Source organism: Streptomyces sp. NPDC055243, assembly GCF_044544025.1.
In the GTDB taxonomy this organism is placed as follows: Bacteria; Actinomycetota; Actinomycetes; order Streptomycetales; family Streptomycetaceae; genus Streptomyces.
Genome location: NZ_JBITWR010000009.1, coordinates 90,072 through 111,677, shown reverse-complemented (window position 1 = coordinate 111,677; position 21,606 = coordinate 90,072). Strand labels below are relative to the sequence as shown.

Here is a 21,606-nt window from a genome sequence, read left to right as displayed (position 1 = left end):
TTCAGTCCAGGGACACGGACTTGCGCAGCGGATCGCGCAGGTCCGTTCCGCTGGTCAGCCACCGCTCCTGGAGGGCCTGCGCGCCGTGCACCCGCTTCCACGCGCCCTCGTTCGGCGTCATGGGCAGCAGCGGCAGGAACCGGACGGGCTCCATCGGTTCGTCGAGCTCCAGGCCCTCCACCAGACCGCCCGGCTCCGCGACGAGGACCGACGTGAACTGCGCGCCGGGCCACAGCGGTTCACCCACGTCGAGCGAGGCGCCTGGGGCCACGATCAGCCCCTCGACCTGGGGCGACGCGGCCAGCACGGCGAGGGGGCGCAGCACCTTGTCCGTGTCGGCGACTCCGCCCCGCACCGACAGGATCAGCTCCGCGCGCGGGCCCTTGACCGGGTCGGCCAGCGGGGCGGTGGGGTCGGCCATCGGCTGGGACGACATGCCGAGGGTGGCGTACCTGACCACGTCCCCGTCCGTGAATCGCAGCACTTCGACGCGGTCGGTGCCGAGGAAGGTCACCGCGGCGCGGGCGTCCGGTTCACCGAGGCCAGTACGGAGACGGGCTTCGACCAGAGCAAGAACATCAGCCATGTCGCGAGCATAGAACTCGTCAGTGGCGGGTAAAGGCGGGGCTTGACACTTCAGTCGGCTGATAGTGTTGGCCGCTGGTTCCGGGCAGCACGCAGAGCGCGCTTTCAAGCCCGGGCAGATGACTTCGCGCGCTACGCGCTTGGGACTTCCCCTACGGGGGACCGGCCGGAGGAGGTGGGGCTGCCATGGATCGAAGTCGACCGTGCAGTACCACCCGTTCTTCCGTCTGACACCTCACGCAGCTCTGTAGCTGCCACTGTGCGCCCGCACTCCCCGTGCTCGCGTGCGACGGAAGAGCACTTCGTTTCCACCTGATCTCTCTGAGTTATCTGATCTGAGTCAGTAGCGAAGCTGCCACCGCGATGGTGCGGTGCTCCCCGCTTTGTGGACGTGCCAAACATCCTCAGCAGGACGTCCCCATTCCGGGTAGTTCCACCCGCCGCCGGCGGCCTCCGTCAAAGGAGCCTGCCCATGTCGATGATCCGTGACCTTCGCGCCGCCGTCCGCCCCTCGCTCCGCAAGGACGGCAGCGCCTACAGCTCGTACGACACCACGCGCGACCCCACCGCCGCCTCCGCCGTCGTCGACTGCGCCGTCTACCGCGACGGCCGCCGCGCGGCCTGCGACGACACCCTCACGCCGCACGAGGCGATGCTCCAGGTGCGGCGCGACGGCGGCTTCGCCTGGATCGGTCTGCACGAGCCGACCGAGGCCGAATTCGCCGGTATCGCCGCCGAGTTCGGGCTGCACCCCCTCGCCGTCGAGGACGCGGTCCACGCCCACCAGCGGCCCAAGCTGGAGCGCTACGACGACACGCTCTTCACGGTCTTCAAGACCATCCACTACGTCGAGCACGCCGAACTCACCGCCACCAGCGAGATCGTGGAGACCGGCGAGGTGATGTGCTTCACCGGGCGGGACTTCTTCATCACCGTGCGGCACGGCGGCCACGGCTCGCTGCGCGCCCTGCGGCGCCGGCTCCAGGAGGAGCCCGAGCTGCTCGCCAAAGGCCCCTCCGCGGTCCTGCACACCATCGCCGACCACGTGGTCGACGGCTATCTCGCGGTGGCCGACGCCATGCAGGACGACATCGACGAGGTGGAGACCGAGGTGTTCTCCGCGCCGAGCAAGGGCAAGGGCACCGCGCGCGGTGTCGACGCCGGTCGGATCTATCAGCTCAAGCGTGAGGTCCTGGAGTTCAAGCGGGCCGTCTCGCCGCTGCTCCGGCCCATGCTGCTGCTGAGCGAGCGGCCGATGCGGCTGGTCGACCCGGACATCCAGAAGTACTTCCGTGACGTCGCCGACCACCTGGCCCGTGTCCAGGAGCAGGTCGTCGGCTTCGACGAACTGCTCAACTCGATCCTCCAGGCCAACCTCGCGCAGGCCGCGGTCGCGCAGAACGAGGACATGCGCAAGATCACCTCCTGGGCGGCGATCATCGCCGTGCCGACGGCGGTCTGCGGGGTCTACGGCATGAACTTCGACCACATGCCCGAGCTGCACTGGCGGTTCGGCTACCCGATGGTGCTCGGCCTCATCGGCGGCGTCTGCTACGCCATCCACCGCACCCTCAAGCGCAACGGCTGGCTCTAGCACCCCACTCGGTAGGCTGCGCGCATGACAGAATCGCTGCTCGCCCAGGCCCTCCTGGAAGAGGCCACCAAGAAGTCGGGCCTCATCTGGGTGCGCGGCGAAGAACCGGCCCGCGCCCTGTGGCACGTCTGGCACGAGGGCGCGGCGCACCTCGTCGGCGACGGCCCCGGCGAGCAGCCGCTGCCGGGGCTCGTGGACGGCGGCACCGCCGAAGTGACCGTACGCAGCAAGGACAAGGGCGGCCGGCTCATCGCCTGGACGGCTCTGGTGACCGAGCTCGCGCCACGCTCCGACGCGTGGGAGGCGGCCGTCGCCGAGCTCAAGGGCAAGCGGCTGAACGCGCCCGACGGCGAGCTGATGCCGCAGCGCTGGGCGGATGAGTGCCGGGTCGTCCGGCTCACCCCGCAGGACACGATCACCGACCTGCCCGACGGCTCCCTCGCGGCCCCGCCGCTGCCGACCGGGGCGACCACCCGGCAGCCGGTGCCCGATGCGCTGCCCCGGCTGCTGTTCAAGCGCAAGAAGCGGCGCGCCTAGCGCGTCCGCGCGCCCTCAGGACTGCGGCAGCTGCTCTCCGTAGTCCACCATCTCTTCCTTTTCCGGCTCGCTGAGCGGGAAGTCCCTGCCCCAGTCGCTGAGTCGGAGCGTGCCCGCGTCGCCCGCGCGCTCCAGGCTCAGCGGGTAGGGCTTGCCCTTCAGGGAGACGTCCAGGGTGCCGCCCGCGCCCTTGTCGCCGGTGATCTCGATGCTGGGGTTGCCCGACGTCGTGCCGCGCTCGCCGGTGGCGAGCTTGCCGTGCAGGGTGAGCATGCCCTCCAGGAGGACGTCCTTGTCGGTGAAGCCGCTCAGCTGCTGGTAGGAGGCGTCCTCCTGGGGGACCTTCACGTACTTGCCGTCGAGCTTGGCCGCGGCGCCCTCGTCCGCCTTGCCGGGCTTCTCGCCGCCCTTGGCGTCCTCGTGGGTCCAGAAGGCGGAGTCGGCCTTCAGGAAGAGCTCCTTGCCGACGCGCAGCAGCTGGAACGTCTCGCCCTTGGAGGTCACCGAGCCGATGCCGCCCTCGTCCTTCAGGCGCATGTCGAGCTTGTACGTGTGGCCCTTGCTGACCAGCGTGCCCGAGAGCCGCACCGCGGGCGCGGCGTCGGCCGCCGCGCGTGACTTACTCTGGATCTTGGCGGCGGAGAGTTTCCCGATGCCGTTCGTTCCTGCGTCCGGATCCTCTTCTTCACCGCTGCACCCGGTGAGACCGGCGACCCCCAGGACGAGCCCCGCGCACACCGCGCTCACGAGTGCCGTCCTGCGGGTACGGCGGACCGGGGGAATGAGTGACACAGGGGGCGCTGCCTCTCGTGGGGACGACGGCTACGGCTACGGCAGTACGGCAGCGTACCCGTGCTGACTAGGTGGATCGTCGCCAGTGGGGCCGGACGCTCCGCCGGGGCGTATCCGACCGGGACGGGCTAGCCTGAAGCCCGCATTGCCCGACAGAACGGCACAAAAAACGCTACGAGCACGCTATGAGCAAGGGAGGCACGCGAGATGGCGGCAACCGCCTCCCGGGTCTTCGTCTCGCATCTGGCGGGTACCGCCGTCTTCGACCCGAACGGCGACCAGGTCGGCCGGGTGCGCGACCTGGTGGCGACGCTCCGGGTGCAGCGCAGGCCGCCCCGGCTGCTCGGCCTCGTCGTCGAGCTGTCCACGCGGCGCCGCATCTTCCTGCCCATGACCCGGGTGACCGGCATCGAGACGGGCCAGGTCATCACCACCGGCGTACTGAACGTGCGGCGCTTCGAGCAGCGGCCCACCGAGCGGCTCGTGCTCGGCGAGATGCTCGACCGGCGGGTCAGGCTCGTGGAGTCGGACGAGGAGGTGACGGTCCTCGACGTGTCGGTGCAGCAGCTGCCGGCCCGCCGCGACTGGGAGATCGACCGCATCTTCGTACGCAAGGGGAAGGGCGGCACCTTCCGGCGCAAGGGCGAGACGCTCACCGTCGAGTGGTCGGCCGTCGACGGCTTCTCGCTGGAGGAGCACGGGCAGGGCGCCGAGAGTTTGCTCGCCACCTTCGAGCAGCTGCGCCCCGCCGACCTCGCCAACGTGCTGCACCACCTCTCGCCCAAGCGGCGGGCCGAGGTGGCGGCCGCGCTCGACGACGACCGGCTGGCCGACGTCCTCGAAGAGCTCCCCGAGGACGACCAGATCGAGATCCTCGGCAAGCTCAAGGAGGAGCGCGCGGCCGACGTCCTGGAGGCGATGGACCCGGACGACGCCGCCGACCTGCTCGCCGAGCTGCCCGAGGACGACAAGGAGCGCCTCCTCACCCTGATGCAGCCGGACGACGCCGCCGACGTGCGGCGCCTGATGGCGTACGAGGAGCGCACCGCCGGCGGTCTGATGACGACCGAGCCGATCGTGCTGCGGCCCGACGCGACGGTCGCCGACGCCCTGGCGCGGGTGCGCCAGCAGGACCTCTCCCCCGCGCTCGCCGCGCAGGTCTACGTGTGCCGTCCGCCGGACGAGACGCCGACGGGCAAGTACCTGGGCACCGTGCACTTCCAGCGGCTGCTGCGCGATCCGCCGTTCACGCTGGTCAGCTCGATCCTCGACGACGATCTGCAGACGTTGCTGCCGCAGACCGCGCTGCCTCAGGTCGCCGGGTTCTTCGCCACGTACGACATGGTGGCGGCCCCTGTGGTCGACGAGGGCGGCTCGCTGCTCGGTGCGGTCACCGTCGACGACGTGCTCGACCACATGCTGCCGGACGACTGGCGCGAGACCGAGTTCCACCAGGAGGAGGGAACACCTCATGGCGCCGGCTGACCGGGAGCGGGACAGCCGCGTCGAGCCGCGGACCGCTCCGCGCTTCCGGCTCGACCAGCCGCGGCCGCCGCGCCGCAAGCTGCTTCCGGAGTACGACCCCGAGGCCTTCGGGCGGCTCTCGGAGCGGATCGCGCGGTTCCTGGGCACCGGGCGCTTCATCGTCTGGATGACGATCACCATCATCGTGTGGGTCGCCTGGAACGTCTGGGCGCCGCAGGCGCTGCGCTTCGACCCGTTCCCGTTCCTGTTCCTGACCCTCGCGCTGTCCTTGCAGGCGTCCTACGCGGCTCCCCTGATCCTGCTCGCGCAGAACCGGCAGGACGACCGGGACCGGGTCAATCTCGAACAGGACCGCAAACAGAACGAGCGCTCCATCGCGGACACCGAATATCTCAGCCGTGAGATCGCCTCGCTGCGCATGGGCCTGGGCGAGGTGGCCACCCGCGACTGGATCCGTTCGGAGCTCCAGGACCTGGTCAAGGAGCTGGAGGAGCAGCGGAAGGGGAGCCGCGTGGTATTCCCGTCCGAGGAGAGCGGCGGGCGTGATGTAGGCGACCGTTGACGGCCCTTTCCGGGGCAGGGTTACCGCGCCGTACTATCGGTCGTATGGCTACGGAAGACGCGGTGCGTGAAGCACTGGCGACGGTGAACGACCCCGAGATCCACCGACCGATCACCGAGTTGGGGATGGTCAAATCGGTAGATATCTCCCCTGATGGGGTGGTAGCGGTCACCGTGTACCTCACGGTCTCCGGGTGCCCGATGCGCGAGACCATCACGAAGAACGTGACCGACGCGGTCGCCGCCGTCGAGGGCGTCACGCACGTCGACGTCACCCTCGACGTGATGAGCGACGAGCAGCGCAAGGAGCTGGCGAGCGCACTGCGCGGCGGCACCGCCGAGCGCGAGGTGCCCTTCGCCAAGCCCGGCTCGCTGACCCGTGTCTACGCCGTCGCGTCCGGCAAGGGCGGCGTCGGCAAGTCCTCGGTGACGGTGAACCTCGCGGCCGCGATGGCGGCGGACGGCCTGAAGGTCGGCGTCGTGGACGCGGACATCTACGGCCACTCCGTGCCCCGGATGCTGGGCGCCGACGGCAAGCCCACCCAGGTCGAGGACATGATCATGCCGCCGTCGGCGCACGGCGTGAAGGTCATCTCGATCGGCATGTTCACGCCGGGCAACGCCCCGGTCGTGTGGCGCGGCCCGATGCTCCACCGTGCCCTCCAGCAGTTCCTCGCGGACGTCTTCTGGGGCGACCTGGACGTCCTGCTCCTCGACCTGCCCCCGGGCACCGGCGACATCGCCATCTCCGTGGCCCAGCTGGTCCCGAACGCCGAGATCCTCGTCGTGACGACGCCCCAGCAGGCCGCGGCCGAGGTCGCCGAGCGCGCGGGCTCCATCGCGGTGCAGACTCACCAGAAGATCGTCGGCGTCGTCGAGAACATGGCGGGCCTGCCCTGCCCGCACTGCGGCGAGATGGTCGACGTCTTCGGCACGGGTGGCGGCCAGCGCGTCGCCGAGGGCCTCACGAAGACCACCGGCGCCAATGTCCCGGTCCTCGGCTCCATCCCGATCGACGTCCGCCTGCGCGAGGGCGGCGACGAGGGCAAGCCGGTCGTCCTGACGGACCCGGACTCCCCGGCAGGGTCGGCGCTGCGCACGATCGCGGGCAAGCTGGGCGGCCGCCAGCGCGGCCTCGCGGGCATGACCCTGGGGATCACCCCGCGCAACAAGTTCTGAGCCTTCCCTGCCGTACGCCGATGGGGGCGCCGCTCTTCGTGAGCGGCGCCCCCATCGGCGTACGTGCGTGTGGGAGGCGCTAGGAGGCGTACTCGTGGATGTCCTTGACCCCGGAGAAGCCCAGGCCGTACGCGCTCATGCCGCGCCCGTAGGCGCCCAGGTGGACGCCCTGCTCGGTGGAGCCGGCCAGCACCCAGCCGAACTCGGACTCGCGGTAGTGGAACGAGGTCGGCACCCCGTCCACCGGGAGCGAGAGCGTCGACCAGTCGTCGCCCTGAAGATCGTCCGCGAGGACCCAGGCCGTCTCGGTCTGCTGGTCCAGCCAGTCGTCACGCAGGCTGTGGTCCATCTGGTTGGGCCAGGTGAAGGACAGCAGCCCCACTCCGGCGAGCCAGGCCGCGGACGACACCGAGGTCGCCTCAAGAAGGCCCGTGCCGTCCGGGCTGCGTCGCACCGGGTTGGCCGCGACGGTCACCACGACGGCGAAGCGCTCCTTGTCGCTGTTCCCGAAGGGCCCGTCACTCCGTACCGACGGCTCATCGCCGTGCCCGATGGAGCCGTGCTCCACCGCGCCGTCCGCGGCGGTGCCGACCTGCATCAGCCAGCGCTCACCCGTGAAGGCCTCGTCCAGGCCGTACCAGGGAAAGGGCGCCAGCAGATAGCTGTCGACCGTGCGCCGGGCAGCGGCAGGCATCGCTTCTGCGGTGCCGTCCGCGGCCGGCGCCTGTGCGCCTACGCGACTTGTCGTCTCCATGTACCCGGCCGCCTCCTCGTTCTCATCGGTCCGCAGGGCCCGCCCCCCTCGGGCGTCCTCAGCCGGACAACAAGGCAGGATAGCCACACCCGTTCCGGAAGCTGGGACACCGGTAGGCGGACGGGTGTCTCAAAGGGAGTACCCCGGGACGTGCTCAGGCGCCTGCGGCGGGTGCCTCCGAGGAGGTCAGGTGGCGTCCGCGTCGAACGGCGGGTGGTCGGCGGGCGCGGCCTTCTCGGGGTTCTTCTCCATGTCGATGCGGCCGTCCTTCTTGGCCATGTCGATGCGGCCGCCGGTCGCGCCCGACCCGCTGTCCGAGCCTTCGGCGGATTCACTCTCGCGCCCGTTCACGGCGTCCGTGACCTCGGCCATCTCCTTCTTGAGGTCGAAGCCGTTGCGGATTTCCTTCAGGCCCAGCTCGTCGTTGTCGAGCTGCTTGCGGATGAAGGTCTTCGGATTCAGGTCCTCGAACTCGAAGTCCTTGAATTCCGGGCCGAGTTCACTGCGGATATCCGCCTTGGCGCTGTCCGAGAATTCGCGGATCTTACGGATGGTCCGCGAGGCGTCCTGAATCAGCTTGGGCAGCTTGTCCGGGCCGAAAACGAGCACGGCGAGGATGATCAGCGCCACTACCTCGAGCGGGCCAATGTCTGAGAACACCTTGAGCTCCTTGCCATCCGGACCGGGTCCACGGTACCCGGCGTTCCTGTCCGTCCGGTAGCCGCTGGGCGACAGACGTGGATCAGCTGCCGTCCGACGCTCCGAGCACGAGCGTCACTTTCCGGTCCTTTCCCGCGCGCTGGAGCGTCAATTCGAGGCGGTCCTTCGGGCGGTGGGCGCGGATCTTGACGATGAGCTCGTCCCCGGAGTGGATGCGCCGGCCGTCCACCGCGGTGATGACGTCGCCCGGCTTGATCCCGGCACGGTCGCCGGGGCCGCCCTCGTTCACGGCGGGGCCGCCGTCCTTGCCCTTCTCGCCGACGCGGGCGCCGTCGCCCGTGTACTCCATGTCGAGCGTGACGCCTATCACAGGGTGCGTGGCCTTGCCGGTGTTGATCAGCTCCTCGGCGACGCGCTTGCCCTGGTTGATGGGGATGGCGAAGCCGAGGCCGATGGAACCCGCCTGGCCGCCGCCGGGCGCCGAGCTGTCGTCGGCGGAGCGGATGGCGCTGTTGATGCCGATGACGCGGGCGTCGGAGTCGACCAGCGGGCCGCCGGAGTTGCCCGGGTTGATGGGTGCGTCGGTCTGGAGTGCGTCGACGTAGCCGACGTCGCTGCCGTCGCCCTTCTCGCCGCCCGCGGTGATGGGGCGCTCCTTGGCGCTGATGATGCCGGAGGTGACGGTGTTCTCCAGGTCGAACGGGGCGCCTATGGCCACCACGGGGTCGCCCACCTGGACGTTCTCGGAGTTGCCGAGGGGCAGCGGCTTGAGTCCGCGCACGCCGGAGACCTTGACCACGGCGAGGTCGTACCCGGAGTCGCGTCCGATGACCTCCGCCTTGGCGCTCTCGCCGCCGCTGAAGGTCACCGATATCTCGCCGCCGGTCCCGGCGGGCTCGACCACGTGGTTGTTGGTGAGGATGTGGCCCTTGCCGTCGAGCACGAAGCCGGTGCCGGTGCCCTGTGCGTCGTCGCCGCTGACGTGCAGGGTCACCACGCCGGGCAGCGACCTCGCCGCGATCCCGGCGACGCTGTCCTTGGCGCGGTCCTTGCCCTGCGAGTCCGCCTGCGGCAGCTCGATGTCCGAGACACCGGCGTTCCGCTCCAGGTAGGCGCCGAGGGCTCCGCCGATGCCACCGGCCACGAGGGTGATGACGGTGATCCCGACCAGGATGATCCGCCGCGTCCGCTTCCGCTCCTTCTCCCTGTCGACGGGAACGGCACCGCTCTGCTGGAGGGGGGCGTTCCAGGGGTCGTAGGGCTGACGTGGAGGCCCGGCGGCCTGCTGGTGGGGCTGGACCTGGGGAGAGGGCTGCGGGTGCGCCTGCTGGGGCTGTGGGGCCGGGTGGGACTGAGGCTGGGGTGCGGGCTGCGGGGGCTGGGCCGAGTGGGCCTGCGGGGGCAGAGGGTGCGGGGTGCCGTGGGCCGGAGCCGGGCCGGGGGTGCCGTGGGGCGGGGTTCCGCTGTGGTCCGCGGCCGGGAGCTGCGTGCCGTGCGCCGGGGTGGTCGCCGGGTGCTGCACGGGCGGGGCGGGGGCCCAGGGCCCCGGCTCGCCGTAGGGCGGCGTGCTGTACGGATCGGGGTCGTGCAGCGGGCGGGGGCGGTCGGCGGGGGCCGGATCGACCGGAGCAAGGCTCCCCGGAGCGGGGCCACCTGCGGCAGGGTCACTAGGGGCCGGGCTACCGAGGGCGGCGTCGGACGCGGGTGCGGGTGCGGGTGACGGCACCTCAGCGGAGCTGGGCCCGGCTGCGGGTGACGGCACCTCAGCGGAGCTGGGCCCGGCTGCGGGTGACGGCACCTCAGCGGAGCTGGGCCCGGCTGCGGGCGGAGGCACCTCAGCCGAGCCGGACCCGGCAGCAGGCGACGGCATCTCAGCCGAGCCAGGGACCGCAGCAGGCGGACCCACCTGGGTAGAGCCAGGCACCGCAGCAGACTGACGTACATCGGCGGAGCCGACTGCTGGCGGGCCCATCTCGGCGGAGTCGACTACAGGCGGACGCCCCTCAGCGGAGCCAGCCGCAGCAGGTGACCGCACCTCGGTGGAGCCAGCCGCAGCGGCAGGCGGACGTACCCCGGTAGAGCTGGCAGCAGGCGACGGCCCCTCGGCCGAGCCAGGCACCTCAACAGACGGATACACATCCGCGGAGCCAACAGCAGGCGGGCCCGCCTCGGTGGAGCCGACGGCAGGCCGGCGGGGCTCTGCGGTTGTCTCGGGTGGGGTTGCCGCCGCCAAGGTGAAGTCGCCGGACGCGTCCTCCGCTCCTCCGGTCTCCCCGGTGGTGCCTATCTCCCCGTCGGGGCCGCCCCGCTCCGCCCCAGTTCCGTCAGGCGCGGACGCCGACCTGGGGCGGCTCCACCACTTCGCCTTCGTGGGCTTGCCCTCGTCCATGCTCTCCCCACACCTGGCCTACGGCGGACGCCGATCACGTGCTCAACTCCGCGCCCGCCACAAGCCTCGGGCAGGCACGGCCCACCCAGGATTCAACCAGGTTCCCCCGCCGAAGCGCAGAGCACGTCAGCGGATCCGCGCGGTCCCCTGCAGCGCGCCCTCGACGGGCGAGGACGCCGCGGTGCGCTTCGGGTCCGCCCCGCCGCCCGAAGCCACGCCGCCCGGAGTCGACACGGCGCCGACCGGGGACGTGCCCGCGGGTGTCACGGGAGAGACCGGACGTATCAGAGGAGACATGATCGCCGCGCCGGTCAGCATCGGCGCCGTCACCTCGTGCCGGGCGGACACGGGCTCGGGCTGCTGGATGCGAGGGCCCCGCACGGGCACCCCGGGCAGCAGGGGACCGGTCGCCTGGGTCGGCGCGACCGGCGCCGCGAGGACGCCAGGCCGCTGGCCCTGCACGGTGAGCGGCCCGCCGCCGCGGCGGCGGACGGAGTCGGGAGCCGTGGTGACACCCGAACCCTGCGAACGCATCGGCGACGCGTTGCTGTTGCCGCTGCCCGAGCCGTTGCCACTGCCCGTGCTGTTGCTGCTGCCCGCGCCCGCGCGCGGCTCACCGGGGTCGGCGGGAATGCCCGTCGTGACACCGCCCAGCGCTATCGCGGCCAGCGACACCGCACCGGCGGCGGCGAAGGCGAACCGCCGCCCCAGCCACAGCGAACGCTCGGCCTCGTGACGACCGACGTCGTGCCGGCTCTCGTCATGGATGCGGAAACCGCGCCCCGTGCTCGGCAGCACCGCGGCATGGGTACCCGACGGCGCATAGCCGAAGGTCTCGGGTTTCACGCCGAAGATTCCGGTGGGGGGCAGCCCTGACTCGGTGTCGGCGGTGGCGAAGCCGCCGCTTCCGGGGCGTCCGGGACCGGAGGGGGGCTCGCTTCCGCCGCCGGGAAGGCCTTGAAGGCGCGCCAGGAAACTCTCGGAGGGAGGAGGCGGGGCCACCTCCGCGAAAACACTCTTGAGCCGGCGCTGCGCGTCGGCCTCGGTCTTGCACTTCGGACAGGTCGCGAGATGAGCGAGGACCCGCTCACGCGCGTCATGGCCCAACTCACCGTCCACCAGGGCGGCGAGTCGGTCCCCCAGATGCTGCTCGGCCAGATGCCGCTCGGCAGGATTCGACCGTGATCCACTCACGCGGTCGCGCCCCCTCCTCCCAGCGCCACGGCTCCTGCGAGCGAGCGGCGCTCGGCGCGGGCTTCGGGCGACCGGTGCTGAAGGGCCTTGCGCAACTGCGAGCGGCCACGGTGGATACGGCTGCGGACCGTGCCCAGCTTGACGCCCAGGGTCGCGGCGATCTCCTCGTACGAGAGACCTTCGATGTCGCACAGGACCACCGCGGCACGGAACTCGGGAGCGAGGGTGTCGAGCGCCTGCTGCACGTCCGCGTCGAAGTGCGTGTCGTTGAAGACCTGCTGCGGGGAGGGCTCGCGGCTGGGGAGGCGCTCGGCCGCGTCGTCGCCGAGGGCGTCGAAGCGGATGCGCTGCTTGCGGCGCACCATGTCCAGGAAGAGGTTCGTGGTGATGCGGTGCAGCCAGCCCTCGAAGGTGCCGGGCGTGTACGTCGACAGGGACCGGAAGACACGGACGAAGACCTCTTGCGTGAGGTCCTCGGCGTCGTGCTGATTGCCGGTGAGGCGGTACGCCAGGCGATAGACCCGTCCGCTGTGCGTGCTGACGATCTCCTCCCAAGTGGGCGGAGTCCACGCCTGCGATTCCGCATCAGCGGCAAAGGTCGCGGTCTGAGCGGAGCTGGCGGTGTGGAATCGGTCAGCGGTGTCGGTCACGGATTTCGGCTCACCCGCCAACCCGAGAAAGCGCCTCAGCGCTCCTCCCCGATCCGCGGACGCAGCCGCACCTCCCCTGTCGGCTCTGGTGGTGTCCAGTGGAGCCCCTACCATAACCACCTCGCCCGTTAGCTCCGGATAAGCGTTTTTACTGGAATTTGGTACGGGCTTCCTGCCAGCTGTCCTGCCTGGTCGAAGGGCCCGCAGCCAGTCTTGATCCATTCGTTACCCCCGGCGTCTGCCTACCCCTACTAAACGCCCGGTCCCATCTGCGGGTTCCCACCCCCAACGGATACAGTCACGGCCAGGCATCCACGGGGACAGGAGAGGGCCATTACCGGCAACCGGCAGACGAGCTGGGCGTTCGCCGACGCCTTTGTCGCCGAGGACGAGGCCACACGCTGGGCCCGTGACCGGGCCCTGGACGCGAGCCTGCCCTCGGTGTCTCCCGGTACCGGCGCCGCGCTGCGCATGCTGGCCGCCACGGCGGACGCCAAGGCCGTCGCCGAGATCGGGACGGGCACGGGCGTGTCCGGGCTCCATCTGCTGCACGGGATGCGGCCCGACGGCGTCCTGACCACCGTCGACCCCGAGCCCGACCGCCAGCAGTTCGCGCGCGAGGCCTTCCGCGCCGCCGGGTTCGCCGGCAACCGCGCGCGCTTCATCCCCGGCCGCGCACTCGACGTACTGCCGCGGCTCGCGGACGGCGGCTACGACCTCGTGTTCTGTGACGGCGACCGCACGGAGTACCTGGACTACCTCGCTGAATCGTTGCGCCTGCTGCGCCCCGGCGGGCTCGTCTGCTTCGAGGGCGTCTTCGCCGACGGCCGGACCGTCGACTCCGGTCCGCAGCCCGCCGATGTGCTGCACATTCGTGACCTGCTGCGCACCGTGCGCGAGAGCCAGGACCTGATGCCGTCGTTGCTCCCGGTGGGCGACGGGCTGCTCTGCGCCGTCAAACGCTGACCGCCGCGTGCGCCCCGGCCCCGCGGGCACCCCGGACATAGCACTGCCCCGGCATGTCTTTACGATGCCGGGGCAGTGAAAAAGTGTGGGCGCTTCCGCGTCAGCCGACGACCTTCTTCAGGGCGTCGCCGAGTGCATCGGCCTCGTCCGGAGTCAGTTCGACGACAAGTCGTCCGCCGCCTTCGAGCGGAACGCGCATGACGATGCCCCGCCCCTCCTTGGTCACCTCGAGCGGGCCGTCGCCCGTCCGCGGCTTCATGGCCGCCATGCTCGTTCCCCTTCCTGAAACCAGCTCATCGCAGCCGACAACCCAGGTGTCACCGGCATCGAACACATTGCTTCCAGGCCATTATCCCGCATGGCAGGACCCGATGACCAACATCGGTCTGCATCGCTTGCGCAACGCGCGCCCGCAAAACCACTCAATTCGGCGATGTGGCTGCGATACTGCGCCGCCTCTTACGCCCCCAGGCCCAGGAATTCTTTGACGCAGGTCACATATCTCCCCTCATGTCGGAGCCCGATGATCTCCGTCATGCTGGGCTCGGACAAAGATGACCGGCGCAGGACCACTGGAGGGGATTCACCATGGCCGACACCGTGCTCTACGAGGTGAGCGACGGGCTCGCGACCATCACGCTCAACCGCCCCGAGGCGATGAACGCGATGAACGTCGAGGCCAAGGTCGCTCTGCGGGAGGCGGTGCGGTCGGCCGAGTCGGACCCCGCGGTCCGCGCCGTCCTGCTCACCGCGACCGGGCGCGCCTTCTGTGTGGGACAGGACCTGAAAGAACACGTGGGTTCCCTCATGGCGGACCGCGCGGCGGGCACCGGACAGACGATGAGCACGGTGCGGGAGCACTACAACCCCGTCCTGCGCGCGCTCACCGGAATGGCCAAGCCGGTCGTCGCGGGCGTCAACGGCGTCGCGGCCGGTGCGGGACTCGGCTTCGCGCTCGCCGCCGACTACCGGATCGTCGCGGACACCGCGCGGTTCAACACGTCCTTCGCCGGGGTCGCGCTGACCGCCGACTCGGGCGTCTCCTGGACGCTGCAGCGCGTGATCGGCCCCGGCCGCGCCGCCGACCTGCTGCTGTTCCCGCGCAACATCGGCGCACAGGAGGCGTACGACCTGGGCATCGCCAACAAGGTCGTCCCGGAGGCCGAGTTGGCCGCCGAGGCCCTGAAGGTGGCCCGCACCCTGGCCGAGGGCCCGACGCTCGCCTACGGGGCCCTCAAGGAGTCCCTCGCCTACGCGGCGGGCCACACCCTGGAGGAGGCCCTGGAGAAGGAGGACGAACTCCAGGCGAAGGCGGGCGCGTCCGAGGACCACGCGATCGCCGTCCAGGCGTTCCTGGACAAGGCCAAGCCCAAGTACCTCGGCCGCTAGAGCGGCGCTCCCAGGGCCCCTAGCGGCCCTGGGGGACGCGGATCACGCAGTCCTCCAGGTGGTCGTTCACCAGGCCGCAGGCCTGCATCAGGGCATACGCCGTGGTGGGGCCGACGAATCGGATGCCGCGCTTCTTCAGCTCCTTGGACAGGGCCGTGGACTCGGGCGTGATGGCCGGTACGTCGGCCAGCGCGCCCGGGGCCTTGCGGGAAGCGGGGTCCGGGGCGTGCGACCAGATCAGCTCGTCGAGATCGCCTTCGGCCCAGTCGGCGAGCACGCGCGCGTTGGCGAGGGTCGCGTCGACCTTGGCGCGGTTGCGGATGATGCCGGGGTCGGCGAGCAGCCGCTCCCGGTCGGCGTCCGTGAACCGGGCGACCTCGTCGATCCGGAAGCCGGCGAAGGCGGCGCGGAAGCCCTCGCGGCGGCGCAGGATCGTGATCCAGGAGAGGCCCGACTGGAAGGCCTCCAGGCAGAGCCGTTCGTACAGCGCGTCGTCGCCGTGGACCGGGCGGCCCCACTCCTCGTCGTGGTACGCCACGTAGTCCTCGGTCGAAAGTCCCCAGGGGCAGCGCAGTCTGCCGTCCGGGCCCGCCACCGCGTCGCCGCTCACTGGTCGTTCTCCTCTTCGGCCGCGTCCTTCGGAGTGTCCTGGTCCTGGGTCAACGTCGGCGGGGCGTGCGTCTTGAGGAGGCCGGGGCCGCCGACCGCGGTGGCCTGGGCGCCGGCGAGCGCCGCCTCGAGCTCCGCGATGTGGGCGTCGCGCTCGGCCAGTTCGGCGGCGAGGCGGCCCAGGGCGTCGTCCACGTCCGCCATGCGATAGCCGCGCAGAGTGAGCGGGAAGCGCAGGGCCTCCACGTCCGCGCGGCGCAGGGCGCGGTCGGGGGGCAGCGGGTCGGCGAACCGCTCGGCCGGCACGTCGGGCAGCGCGGCGCGCTCCCCGCCGCCGACCACGGCCAGCGTCACCGCGCCGACCACCACGACGAGGGCGATGACCAGGAACAAGAACAAGACCATCTCTTCAGGCCCCCACGCTCGACTGCCGTGTTCAAACTGTCAGGGTCTGATCGTGCCATGCGGCTGTGACAGTTAAGGTCGCAGGCGGCCGGACCACGGCACCGACGGAGGAGGTTCACAGGGGATGCTCAGGCTTGGCAGGCGTGAATTCGACGCGCACGAGCCGGTGATCATGGCGATCGTGAACCGGACCCCTGACTCCTTCTACGACCAGGGCGCCACGTTCCGCGACGAGCCCGCGCTCGCCCGCGTGGAGCAGGCGGTGGCGGAGGGCGCCGCCATCATCGACATCGGTGGGGTCAAGGCCGGTCCCGGTGAGGAGGTCACGGCGCGGGAGGAGGCCCGGCGGACGGTCGGTTTCGTCGCCGAGGTGCGCAAGCGGTTCCCCGACGTCGTCATCAGCGTCGACACCTGGCGGCACGACGTCGGCGAGGCGGTCTGCGAGGCGGGCGCCGATCTCCTGAACGACGCGTGGGGCGGGGTCGACCCCCGGCTCGCGGAGGTGGCGGCGCGCTACGGCACGGGCCTGGTGTGCACGCACGCCGGTGGCGCCGAGCCGCGGACCCGACCGCATCGGGTGACGTACGAGGACGTCATGGCCGACATCCTCTCGGTCACCCTCGGCCTGGCCAAGCGCGCGGTCGAGCTCGGGGTGCCGCGTGAGTCCGTGATGATCGACCCCGGGCACGACTTCGGGAAGAACACCCGGCATTCGCTGGAGGCGACGCGGCGGCTCGGGGAGATGGTGGAGACCGGGTGGCCCGTCCTGGTGTCGCTGTCCAACAAGGACTTCGTCGGGGAGACGCTCGACAAGCCGGTCAAGGAGCGCGTGGTGGGGACGCTGGCCACCACCGCGGTGTCGGCGTGGCTGGGGGCTCAGGTGTACCGGGTGCACGAGGTCGCCGAGACCCGGCAGATCCTGGACATGGTCGCGACCATCGCCGGGCACCGGGCCCCGGCCGTCGCCCGCCGGGGGCTGGCGTAGGACCCGGCCGGGCGGGCCGAGGAGAGCCCGCCCGGCGAGGCGCGGCGAGCTAGCGCCCGACTTCCTTGGTCACCAGGGTGACCGCCTCGTCCACGTCGTCCGTGATGTGGAAGAGGTGCAGGTCGTGCTCGGACGCCTTGCCGCCCGCGACCACCGTGTCGCGCAGCCAGTCGACGAGCCCGCCCCAGTACGCCGACCCGAAGAGGACGATCGGGAAGCGGGTCACCTTGCGGGTCTGGACGAGGGTGAGGGCCTCGAAGAGCTCGTCCAGGGTGCCGAGGCCGCCGGGCAGGACCACGAAGCCTTGCGCATACTTCACAAACATTGTCTTTCGCACAAAAAAGTAGCGAAAGTTCACGCCGATATCGACGTGTTCGTTGAGGCCCTGCTCGAAGGGCAGCTCGATGCCCAGGCCCACGGAGACGCCCTTGGCCTCGCGCGCTCCCTTGTTGGCCGCCTCCATGGCGCCGGGGCCGCCCCCGGTGATCACGGCGAAGCCCGCGTCGACCAGCGCCTTGCCGATGCGGACGCCCGCTTCGTACTCGGGCGAGCCGACCGGCGTGCGCGCCGAGCCGAAGACGCTGATGGCGCTGGGGAGTTCGGCGAGCGCGCCGAAGCCTTCCACGAACTCGGACTGGATGCGCATGACCCGCCAGGGGTCTGTGTGCACCCACTCCGACTCGCCCTCGGCGTCGGTGTCGAGGAGCCGCTGGTCGGTGGTGCCGGGGGTGATCTGCTCACGCCGCCGCACCACGGGCCCCAAGTGCTGCTCCTCCGGCGGGCCCTGCCCTTCTGGACTACCCATGAACGTCCCCTTCCGCTGACGGTCTTGCTCGACGTGCCGCTTCAGCGTAGGTCTACGGGCGTTACAGGCGTCGCATCCTCAACGGAACTCAGGATGTCAGCCAGGCGCTCAGCCGCTTCTCGGCCTCCGGGATCAGCGAGACCCGCACGCGCTCGTCGATCTTGTGGGCGAGCAGCGGGTCGCCCGGGCTGTAGTTCACCGCGGGCACGCCCAGCGCGCTGAAGCGCGAGACGTCCGTCCAGCCGAACTTGGGCTTCGCCTCGCCGCCGACCGCCGCCATGAAGGCCGCGGCGGCGGGGTGGTCGAGGCCGGGGCGCGCCCCGCCCGTGTGGTCGTCGACGATGAACTCGTCGATCTCGCAGTCGGCGAAGTACTCGCGCACGAAGGCGAGCGCCTCCTCCTCGCTGCGGTCCGGCGCGTAGCGGAAGTTCACGACGACCGTGCACTCGTCCGGGATGACGTTGGTGGCGACGCCGCCCTCGACGCGCACGGCGTTGAGTCCCTCGTGGAACTGGAGGCCGTCGACGACCGGCTTGCGCGGCTCGTACGCGGCGAGCTTCGCCAGGATCGGCGCGGCCTTGTGGATCGCGTTCGAGCCCATCCACGCGCGCGCGGAGTGCGCGCGCGTGCCCTTCGTCTTCAGGAGGACCCGCAGCGTGCCCTGGCAGCCGCCCTCGACCTGGTTGTCCGTGGGCTCCAGGAGGATCGCGAAGTCGCCCGCGAGCCAGTCGGGGTGCGCGTCGGCGACGTGGCCGAGGCCGTTCAGGTGGGCGGCGACCTCTTCGTTGTCGTAGAAGACGAAGGTGAGGTCGCGGTTCGGCTCGGTCACGGTCTGCGCGATGCGCAGCTGGATCGCGACGCCCGACTTCATGTCGCAGGTGCCGCAGCCCCACAGGACGCCGTCCTCGTCCAGGCGGGAGGGCACGTTGTCCGCGATCGGGACCGTGTCGATGTGCCCGGCGAGGATCACGCGCTCGGCCCGGCCCAGGTTCGTGCGCGCCACCACGTTGTTGCCGTGCCGGTCCACCGTGAGGTGCGGCAGGCGGCGCAGGGCCGTCTCGATGGCGTCGGCGAGGGCTTTCTCCTGGCCGCTCGGCGAGGGGAAATCGACCAGCTGGGCGGTGAGCGCGGCGGCGTCGAGCGTGAGGTCGAGCGACGGATCGTGTGAGGTCTGGGCCATGGCTTCGACCCTAACGCCCCTCGGCCCACCGCCCTGTCGGTGACCTCCAGTACCTTGGTCGCGTGCCTGAGCCCCCCACCCTCGTCCGGCGCGGCCGCCTCCTCCGTATCGGGGCCGCCGTCGCGGTCCTCTGCGCGCTCGTGGCCTATGTGGTGGTGCAGTACGTCTTCGGGGGCAAGGCCGCCCCCCGCTGCCAGGTCGTCTCGGGCAACGGGGACGGGGCGTCGTACGAATTCGGCGCCGAGCAGGCCGAGAACGCGGCGACGGTCGCCGCCGTGGGCACCTCCCGCGGCATGCCGGAGCGCGCGGTCACGATCGCCCTGGCGACGGCCCTTCAGGAGTCGGGCCTGCGCAACATCAGCCACGGCGACCGGGACTCGCTCGGCCTCTTCCAGCAGCGGCCCTCGCAGGGCTGGGGCAACGAGAAGCAGATCATGGACCCCGCCTACTCGGCGGCGCGCTTCTACGCCCACCTGAAGGACGTCCCGGGCTATTCACGGCTCCCCCTGACCGTCGCCGCGCAGCGCGTGCAGCGCAGCGGCTACCCCCAGGCGTACGCGAAGCACGAGCCGGACGCGGCGCTGCTCGCCGCCGCGCTGACCGGCCGCGCCCCCGCCACCCTCACCTGCGAGGGCCGCACGGCCGACGAGCCGGGCGATCCGGCGAAGGTGCGGGCCGCCCTGGCCCGGGACTTCGGCCGTGACGTGTCGCCGGAGAGCGGCCGCGGCGGCGCGGTCACCGTGCCGGTGGACGCGCAGGGCGGCGGTGACCAGCGGGGCTGGGAGCTCGCGCACTGGGCGGTGGCCCAGGCGTCCACGCTCGGCATCGAGCGCGTCGCGTACGGCGGCCGGGAGTGGAGCGCCACGGATTCCGGGAAGGAATGGCGCAAGCCGGGCAAGGCGGACAAGGGCAGCCGTCACCCCGACGCCGGAAGCGGCGCGGGCGAGGTCCGAATCGTCCTTGGGCAGCAGTACGGCGGGTCACCCGATCGGGGCACGTCGATCACGCACAGGCAACGTGCCGCCCAGACTTTCGCGCACCACGGCCCGCATACGCCAAACCCCTTGCGAACACAGGGCATTGACGATTCAGCAGGCCCTCAAGAGCTGATCCATTTGCCCGTTTTTATCCACAGCCGATAATGCGATGCATTGCCAACTCTTTACGTTGGCCCACCGCAACCTTCGAGGGCTTCGAGCGGTAGTCACTGCGTCCAAGCGCCGGGCCCCATCCGGCCGGACACACCAACGTTCTCTCCCGTCTGAAGGAGCATCATGTCCCTCCCCCTGACCCGCCGGATCGCCCGCGCCGCGCTGCTCATCGCAGCGGGGGCGGCTCCCGTGGTCGGTGCGGCCGGCTCCGCAAGCGCCGCCGAACTTCCGGCCACCCCCGACCTGGGCGGCGTGACCGCCCTCGACGGTGCCGGTCTGGGCAACACCGTCGACGGCGCGGCTCAGAACACCACCGGTCTCGCGGGTGAGACCGGCAGCAAGGCCGTGAAGAAGGGCGTCCCGACCGCGGGCAAGGTCGTCGGCTCGGGCGCCAGGACCACGACTCCGGTCGCCCAGAAGGCCGCGGGCGACCTCGCGGGCAACGCCGGTGACGTGGTCGGCGAGACCGCGGGCACGGCCACCAAGGGCGGTCTGCCCACCGACGCCGTCGGCGAGGGCCTGCCGACGGACTCCGTCACCAAGGGCGGCCTGCCCACCGACCAGCTGCCGGTCAAGAGCCTGCCGCTCGGCTGACCGCCGCGCACCTGACGAGGAGGGCCCGGAGCCACTGGCTCCGGGCCCTCCTCGCGTACGCCCCCCTCGCGTACGACCCCCTCGGCCTCACCCGTCCCCCTGCGCCTCGACGAGGACCTCCCCCGCCGCCGTACGGAAATACAGCACCGAACGCCCCGTACGCCGCCTGCGCACGAGCCCCGCGTCCAGCAGCACCCGCAGGTGGCGGCCCACCGAGCCCAGCCCCTGTCCCGTCAACGTCACCAGCTGCGAGGTGCTCTTCGGCGCCGCGAGCAGCACGAGGACCGTCGCCCGCCCCGGCCCCAGGAGCCTGCCCAGCGGCTCCGGCACCGCTGCCGCCCGGTCGGCGTCCGCGAGCGCCCCGGAGCACGGGTACACCACCGCGTACCGGTCCGCCGCGTCCCACGACACCCAGCTCTGCCGCGGCGTCACCGGCACGAAGAGCAGGCGCGCCCCGGAGATCTCGCGCGGCGGGTAGTCGTGGGTGTTGACCTGGAGCCTGCTCTCCCCCAGCCAGCGCATCCCCGGCCGCATGCCGTTCAGCGCCTCGGCCCAGCCGCCCTGGCTCAACTGGGCGGTGCGGGCGACGACATCGGCCTCGATGACCGTACGGACGCGGGGCCAGCGCGGCAGCACCGTCCGAGTCCACACCCACTCCAGGAGGTCGGCCAGCCGCTCGGCGAAGCGGCCTGCGCGCAGCAGCTGTGCCGGGAGCGGTCCGCCGAAGGAGACCGCCAGGTGCGCGCGGGCCGTCGCGTCGGGGGTCTCGCGGACCCGCGCCAGCTCATCGGCGAAGTCGGCCGACGACGAGTCGCCCTCGCCCGTGGGCGTCGGCGTGAGGAAGTCAGCGATCCAGCGGGTGCGGTCGCCGCGCGCGGCCCGTACGAGATCCCCGAGGCCGGGCTCCGCGGCCAGGCGCTCGCGGTAGGCGGTCAGATGGGCGTCGAGCCAGGCCCGCTCCCCCGGATGCGTCGCCGAACGCCGCTCCAGCAAGAAGAGGCTCGCGGTGGCCTCGGCCAGCGGCGAGACGACGAAGCGGCTGCCCGCGAGGGTGTCCGCGTTGACCTGCCACCAGCCCATGCCGCCACCCCGCTGCCCGCGCACCTTTCGCCACCGCGCGAAACATTAACGCCTGCGGATGC

General features: G+C 71.3%; 22 protein-coding genes and 1 pseudogene. 10 read left to right on the top strand and 13 right to left on the bottom strand.

Going from position 1 to position 21,606, the window contains the following annotated elements; all coding sequences use genetic code 11:
- Position 1 precedes the first annotated feature (1 nt).
- Positions 2-586 carry a suppressor of fused domain protein gene (locus ACIGXX_RS25740; protein WP_399979139.1) on the bottom strand — a complete coding sequence of 195 codons (585 nt, stop codon included), beginning with the start codon at positions 584-586 and terminating at the stop codon, positions 2-4.
- A 471-nt stretch (positions 587-1,057) separates the two neighbouring features.
- On the opposite strand from ACIGXX_RS25740, the gene ACIGXX_RS25735 reads away from it, so the two are divergent.
- Both ACIGXX_RS25735 and ACIGXX_RS25730 read left to right on the top strand, forming a co-directional pair.
- A complete protein-coding gene (locus ACIGXX_RS25735; RefSeq protein WP_351163509.1) occupies positions 1,058-2,179 on the top strand; it encodes a magnesium and cobalt transport protein CorA in 1,122 nt (373 codons plus the stop codon).
- Positions 2,180-2,203: 24 nt separating this feature from the next.
- Positions 2,204-2,716 carry a hypothetical protein gene (locus ACIGXX_RS25730; RefSeq protein WP_351163506.1) on the top strand — a complete coding sequence of 171 codons (513 nt, stop codon included), beginning with the start codon at positions 2,204-2,206 and terminating at the stop codon, positions 2,714-2,716.
- A gap of 15 nt (positions 2,717-2,731) precedes the next feature.
- Here ACIGXX_RS25730 and ACIGXX_RS25725 read toward each other — a convergent pair whose 3' ends face one another.
- Positions 2,732-3,463: a hypothetical protein gene (locus ACIGXX_RS25725; RefSeq protein ID WP_383820702.1), complete on the bottom strand. Its 732-nt coding sequence runs from the start codon at positions 3,461-3,463 to the stop codon at positions 2,732-2,734.
- A 252-nt stretch (positions 3,464-3,715) separates the two neighbouring features.
- Between ACIGXX_RS25725 and ACIGXX_RS25720 the strand changes: the two genes are divergently transcribed.
- Genes ACIGXX_RS25720 through ACIGXX_RS25710 form a run of 3 tightly spaced genes read left to right on the top strand, consistent with a single transcriptional unit; the run spans position 3,716 to position 6,733 of the window.
- The gene (locus ACIGXX_RS25720) at positions 3,716-4,993 is read left to right on the top strand and encodes a magnesium transporter MgtE N-terminal domain-containing protein (RefSeq protein ID WP_351163503.1); all 1,278 of its coding nucleotides are present in this window, start codon (positions 3,716-3,718) and stop codon (positions 4,991-4,993) included.
- Positions 4,980-5,555, top strand: coding sequence for a DUF1003 domain-containing protein (locus tag ACIGXX_RS25715; protein ID WP_351163500.1), 576 nt, complete (start codon positions 4,980-4,982; stop codon positions 5,553-5,555). The genes ACIGXX_RS25720 and ACIGXX_RS25715 overlap by 14 nt, the downstream gene beginning before the upstream one ends.
- A 44-nt stretch (positions 5,556-5,599) precedes the next feature.
- Positions 5,600-6,733, top strand: a complete 1,134-nt coding sequence (locus ACIGXX_RS25710) for an Mrp/NBP35 family ATP-binding protein (protein ID WP_351163497.1) — start codon at positions 5,600-5,602, stop codon at positions 6,731-6,733.
- A gap of 79 nt (positions 6,734-6,812) precedes the next feature.
- Here the strand turns inward: ACIGXX_RS25710 and ACIGXX_RS25705 are convergent, their stop codons facing one another.
- The 5 genes from ACIGXX_RS25705 to sigE form a co-directional block, all read right to left on the bottom strand.
- Positions 6,813-7,487 (bottom strand): hypothetical protein, encoded by a 675-nt coding sequence (locus ACIGXX_RS25705; RefSeq protein WP_351163494.1) that lies wholly within the window; start codon positions 7,485-7,487, stop codon positions 6,813-6,815.
- 186 nt (positions 7,488-7,673) lie between these two features.
- Positions 7,674-8,147 carry a sec-independent translocase gene (locus ACIGXX_RS25700; protein ID WP_351163491.1) on the bottom strand — a complete coding sequence of 158 codons (474 nt, stop codon included), beginning with the start codon at positions 8,145-8,147 and terminating at the stop codon, positions 7,674-7,676.
- An 82-nt stretch (positions 8,148-8,229) separates the two neighbouring features.
- Positions 8,230-10,017 carry a trypsin-like peptidase domain-containing protein gene (locus tag ACIGXX_RS25695; RefSeq protein ID WP_399979130.1) on the bottom strand — a complete coding sequence of 596 codons (1,788 nt, stop codon included), beginning with the start codon at positions 10,015-10,017 and terminating at the stop codon, positions 8,230-8,232.
- Positions 10,018-10,662: 645 nt separating this feature from the next.
- Positions 10,663-11,730 (bottom strand): zf-HC2 domain-containing protein, encoded by a 1,068-nt coding sequence (locus ACIGXX_RS25690; RefSeq protein WP_351163485.1) that lies wholly within the window; start codon positions 11,728-11,730, stop codon positions 10,663-10,665.
- Complete coding sequence (gene sigE / locus ACIGXX_RS25685) at positions 11,727-12,494, bottom strand: RNA polymerase sigma factor SigE (protein WP_249587925.1); 768 nt, start codon at positions 12,492-12,494, stop codon at positions 11,727-11,729. The genes ACIGXX_RS25690 and sigE overlap by 4 nt, the downstream gene beginning before the upstream one ends.
- A 153-nt stretch (positions 12,495-12,647) precedes the next feature.
- On the opposite strand from sigE, the gene ACIGXX_RS25680 reads away from it, so the two are divergent.
- A complete protein-coding gene (locus ACIGXX_RS25680; protein WP_351164015.1) occupies positions 12,648-13,346 on the top strand; it encodes an O-methyltransferase in 699 nt (232 codons plus the stop codon).
- A gap of 100 nt (positions 13,347-13,446) precedes the next feature.
- Here ACIGXX_RS25680 and ACIGXX_RS25675 read toward each other — a convergent pair whose 3' ends face one another.
- Positions 13,447-13,614 carry a DUF3117 domain-containing protein gene (locus ACIGXX_RS25675; protein ID WP_003966491.1) on the bottom strand — a complete coding sequence of 56 codons (168 nt, stop codon included), beginning with the start codon at positions 13,612-13,614 and terminating at the stop codon, positions 13,447-13,449.
- Positions 13,615-13,934: 320 nt separating this feature from the next.
- Between ACIGXX_RS25675 and ACIGXX_RS25670 the strand changes: the two genes are divergently transcribed.
- Positions 13,935-14,735 (top strand): enoyl-CoA hydratase-related protein, encoded by an 801-nt coding sequence (locus ACIGXX_RS25670; RefSeq protein ID WP_351163481.1) that lies wholly within the window; start codon positions 13,935-13,937, stop codon positions 14,733-14,735.
- Positions 14,736-14,754: 19 nt separating this feature from the next.
- On the opposite strand, the gene ACIGXX_RS25665 is transcribed toward ACIGXX_RS25670, so the two are convergent.
- Together ACIGXX_RS25665 and ACIGXX_RS25660 are read right to left on the bottom strand one after the other, a co-directional pair.
- Entirely contained in the window at positions 14,755-15,345 is a 591-nt protein-coding gene (locus ACIGXX_RS25665) for a DNA-3-methyladenine glycosylase I (RefSeq protein ID WP_351163479.1), read from the bottom strand.
- Positions 15,342-15,749, bottom strand: coding sequence for a DivIVA domain-containing protein (locus ACIGXX_RS25660; RefSeq protein WP_399979124.1), 408 nt, complete (start codon positions 15,747-15,749; stop codon positions 15,342-15,344). The genes ACIGXX_RS25665 and ACIGXX_RS25660 overlap by 4 nt, the downstream gene beginning before the upstream one ends.
- Before the next feature lie 124 nt (positions 15,750-15,873).
- Between ACIGXX_RS25660 and folP the strand changes: the two genes are divergently transcribed.
- The gene (folP, locus tag ACIGXX_RS25655) at positions 15,874-16,734 is read left to right on the top strand and encodes a dihydropteroate synthase (protein ID WP_399979121.1); all 861 of its coding nucleotides are present in this window, start codon (positions 15,874-15,876) and stop codon (positions 16,732-16,734) included.
- 49 nt (positions 16,735-16,783) lie between these two features.
- On the opposite strand, the gene ACIGXX_RS25650 is transcribed toward folP, so the two are convergent.
- Together ACIGXX_RS25650 and dapE are read right to left on the bottom strand one after the other, a co-directional pair.
- Positions 16,784-17,539 carry a TIGR00730 family Rossman fold protein gene (locus ACIGXX_RS25650; protein ID WP_351163470.1) on the bottom strand — a complete coding sequence of 252 codons (756 nt, stop codon included), beginning with the start codon at positions 17,537-17,539 and terminating at the stop codon, positions 16,784-16,786.
- An 88-nt stretch (positions 17,540-17,627) separates the two neighbouring features.
- Positions 17,628-18,719: a succinyl-diaminopimelate desuccinylase gene (dapE, locus tag ACIGXX_RS25645; protein WP_351163467.1), complete on the bottom strand. Its 1,092-nt coding sequence runs from the start codon at positions 18,717-18,719 to the stop codon at positions 17,628-17,630.
- Between the two features lie 62 nt (positions 18,720-18,781).
- Between dapE and ACIGXX_RS25640 the strand changes: the two are divergent.
- Positions 18,782-19,687, top strand: a pseudogene (locus ACIGXX_RS25640) (heavy metal transporter); the annotation flags it as partial.
- Between the two features lie 306 nt (positions 19,688-19,993).
- A complete protein-coding gene (locus ACIGXX_RS25635; RefSeq protein ID WP_351163461.1) occupies positions 19,994-20,464 on the top strand; it encodes an ATP-binding protein in 471 nt (156 codons plus the stop codon).
- A gap of 87 nt (positions 20,465-20,551) precedes the next feature.
- Here ACIGXX_RS25635 and ACIGXX_RS25630 read toward each other — a convergent pair whose 3' ends face one another.
- A complete protein-coding gene (locus ACIGXX_RS25630) occupies positions 20,552-21,544 on the bottom strand; it encodes an ArsR family transcriptional regulator (protein ID WP_399979482.1) in 993 nt (330 codons plus the stop codon).
- Positions 21,545-21,606: the final 62 nt, after the last annotated feature.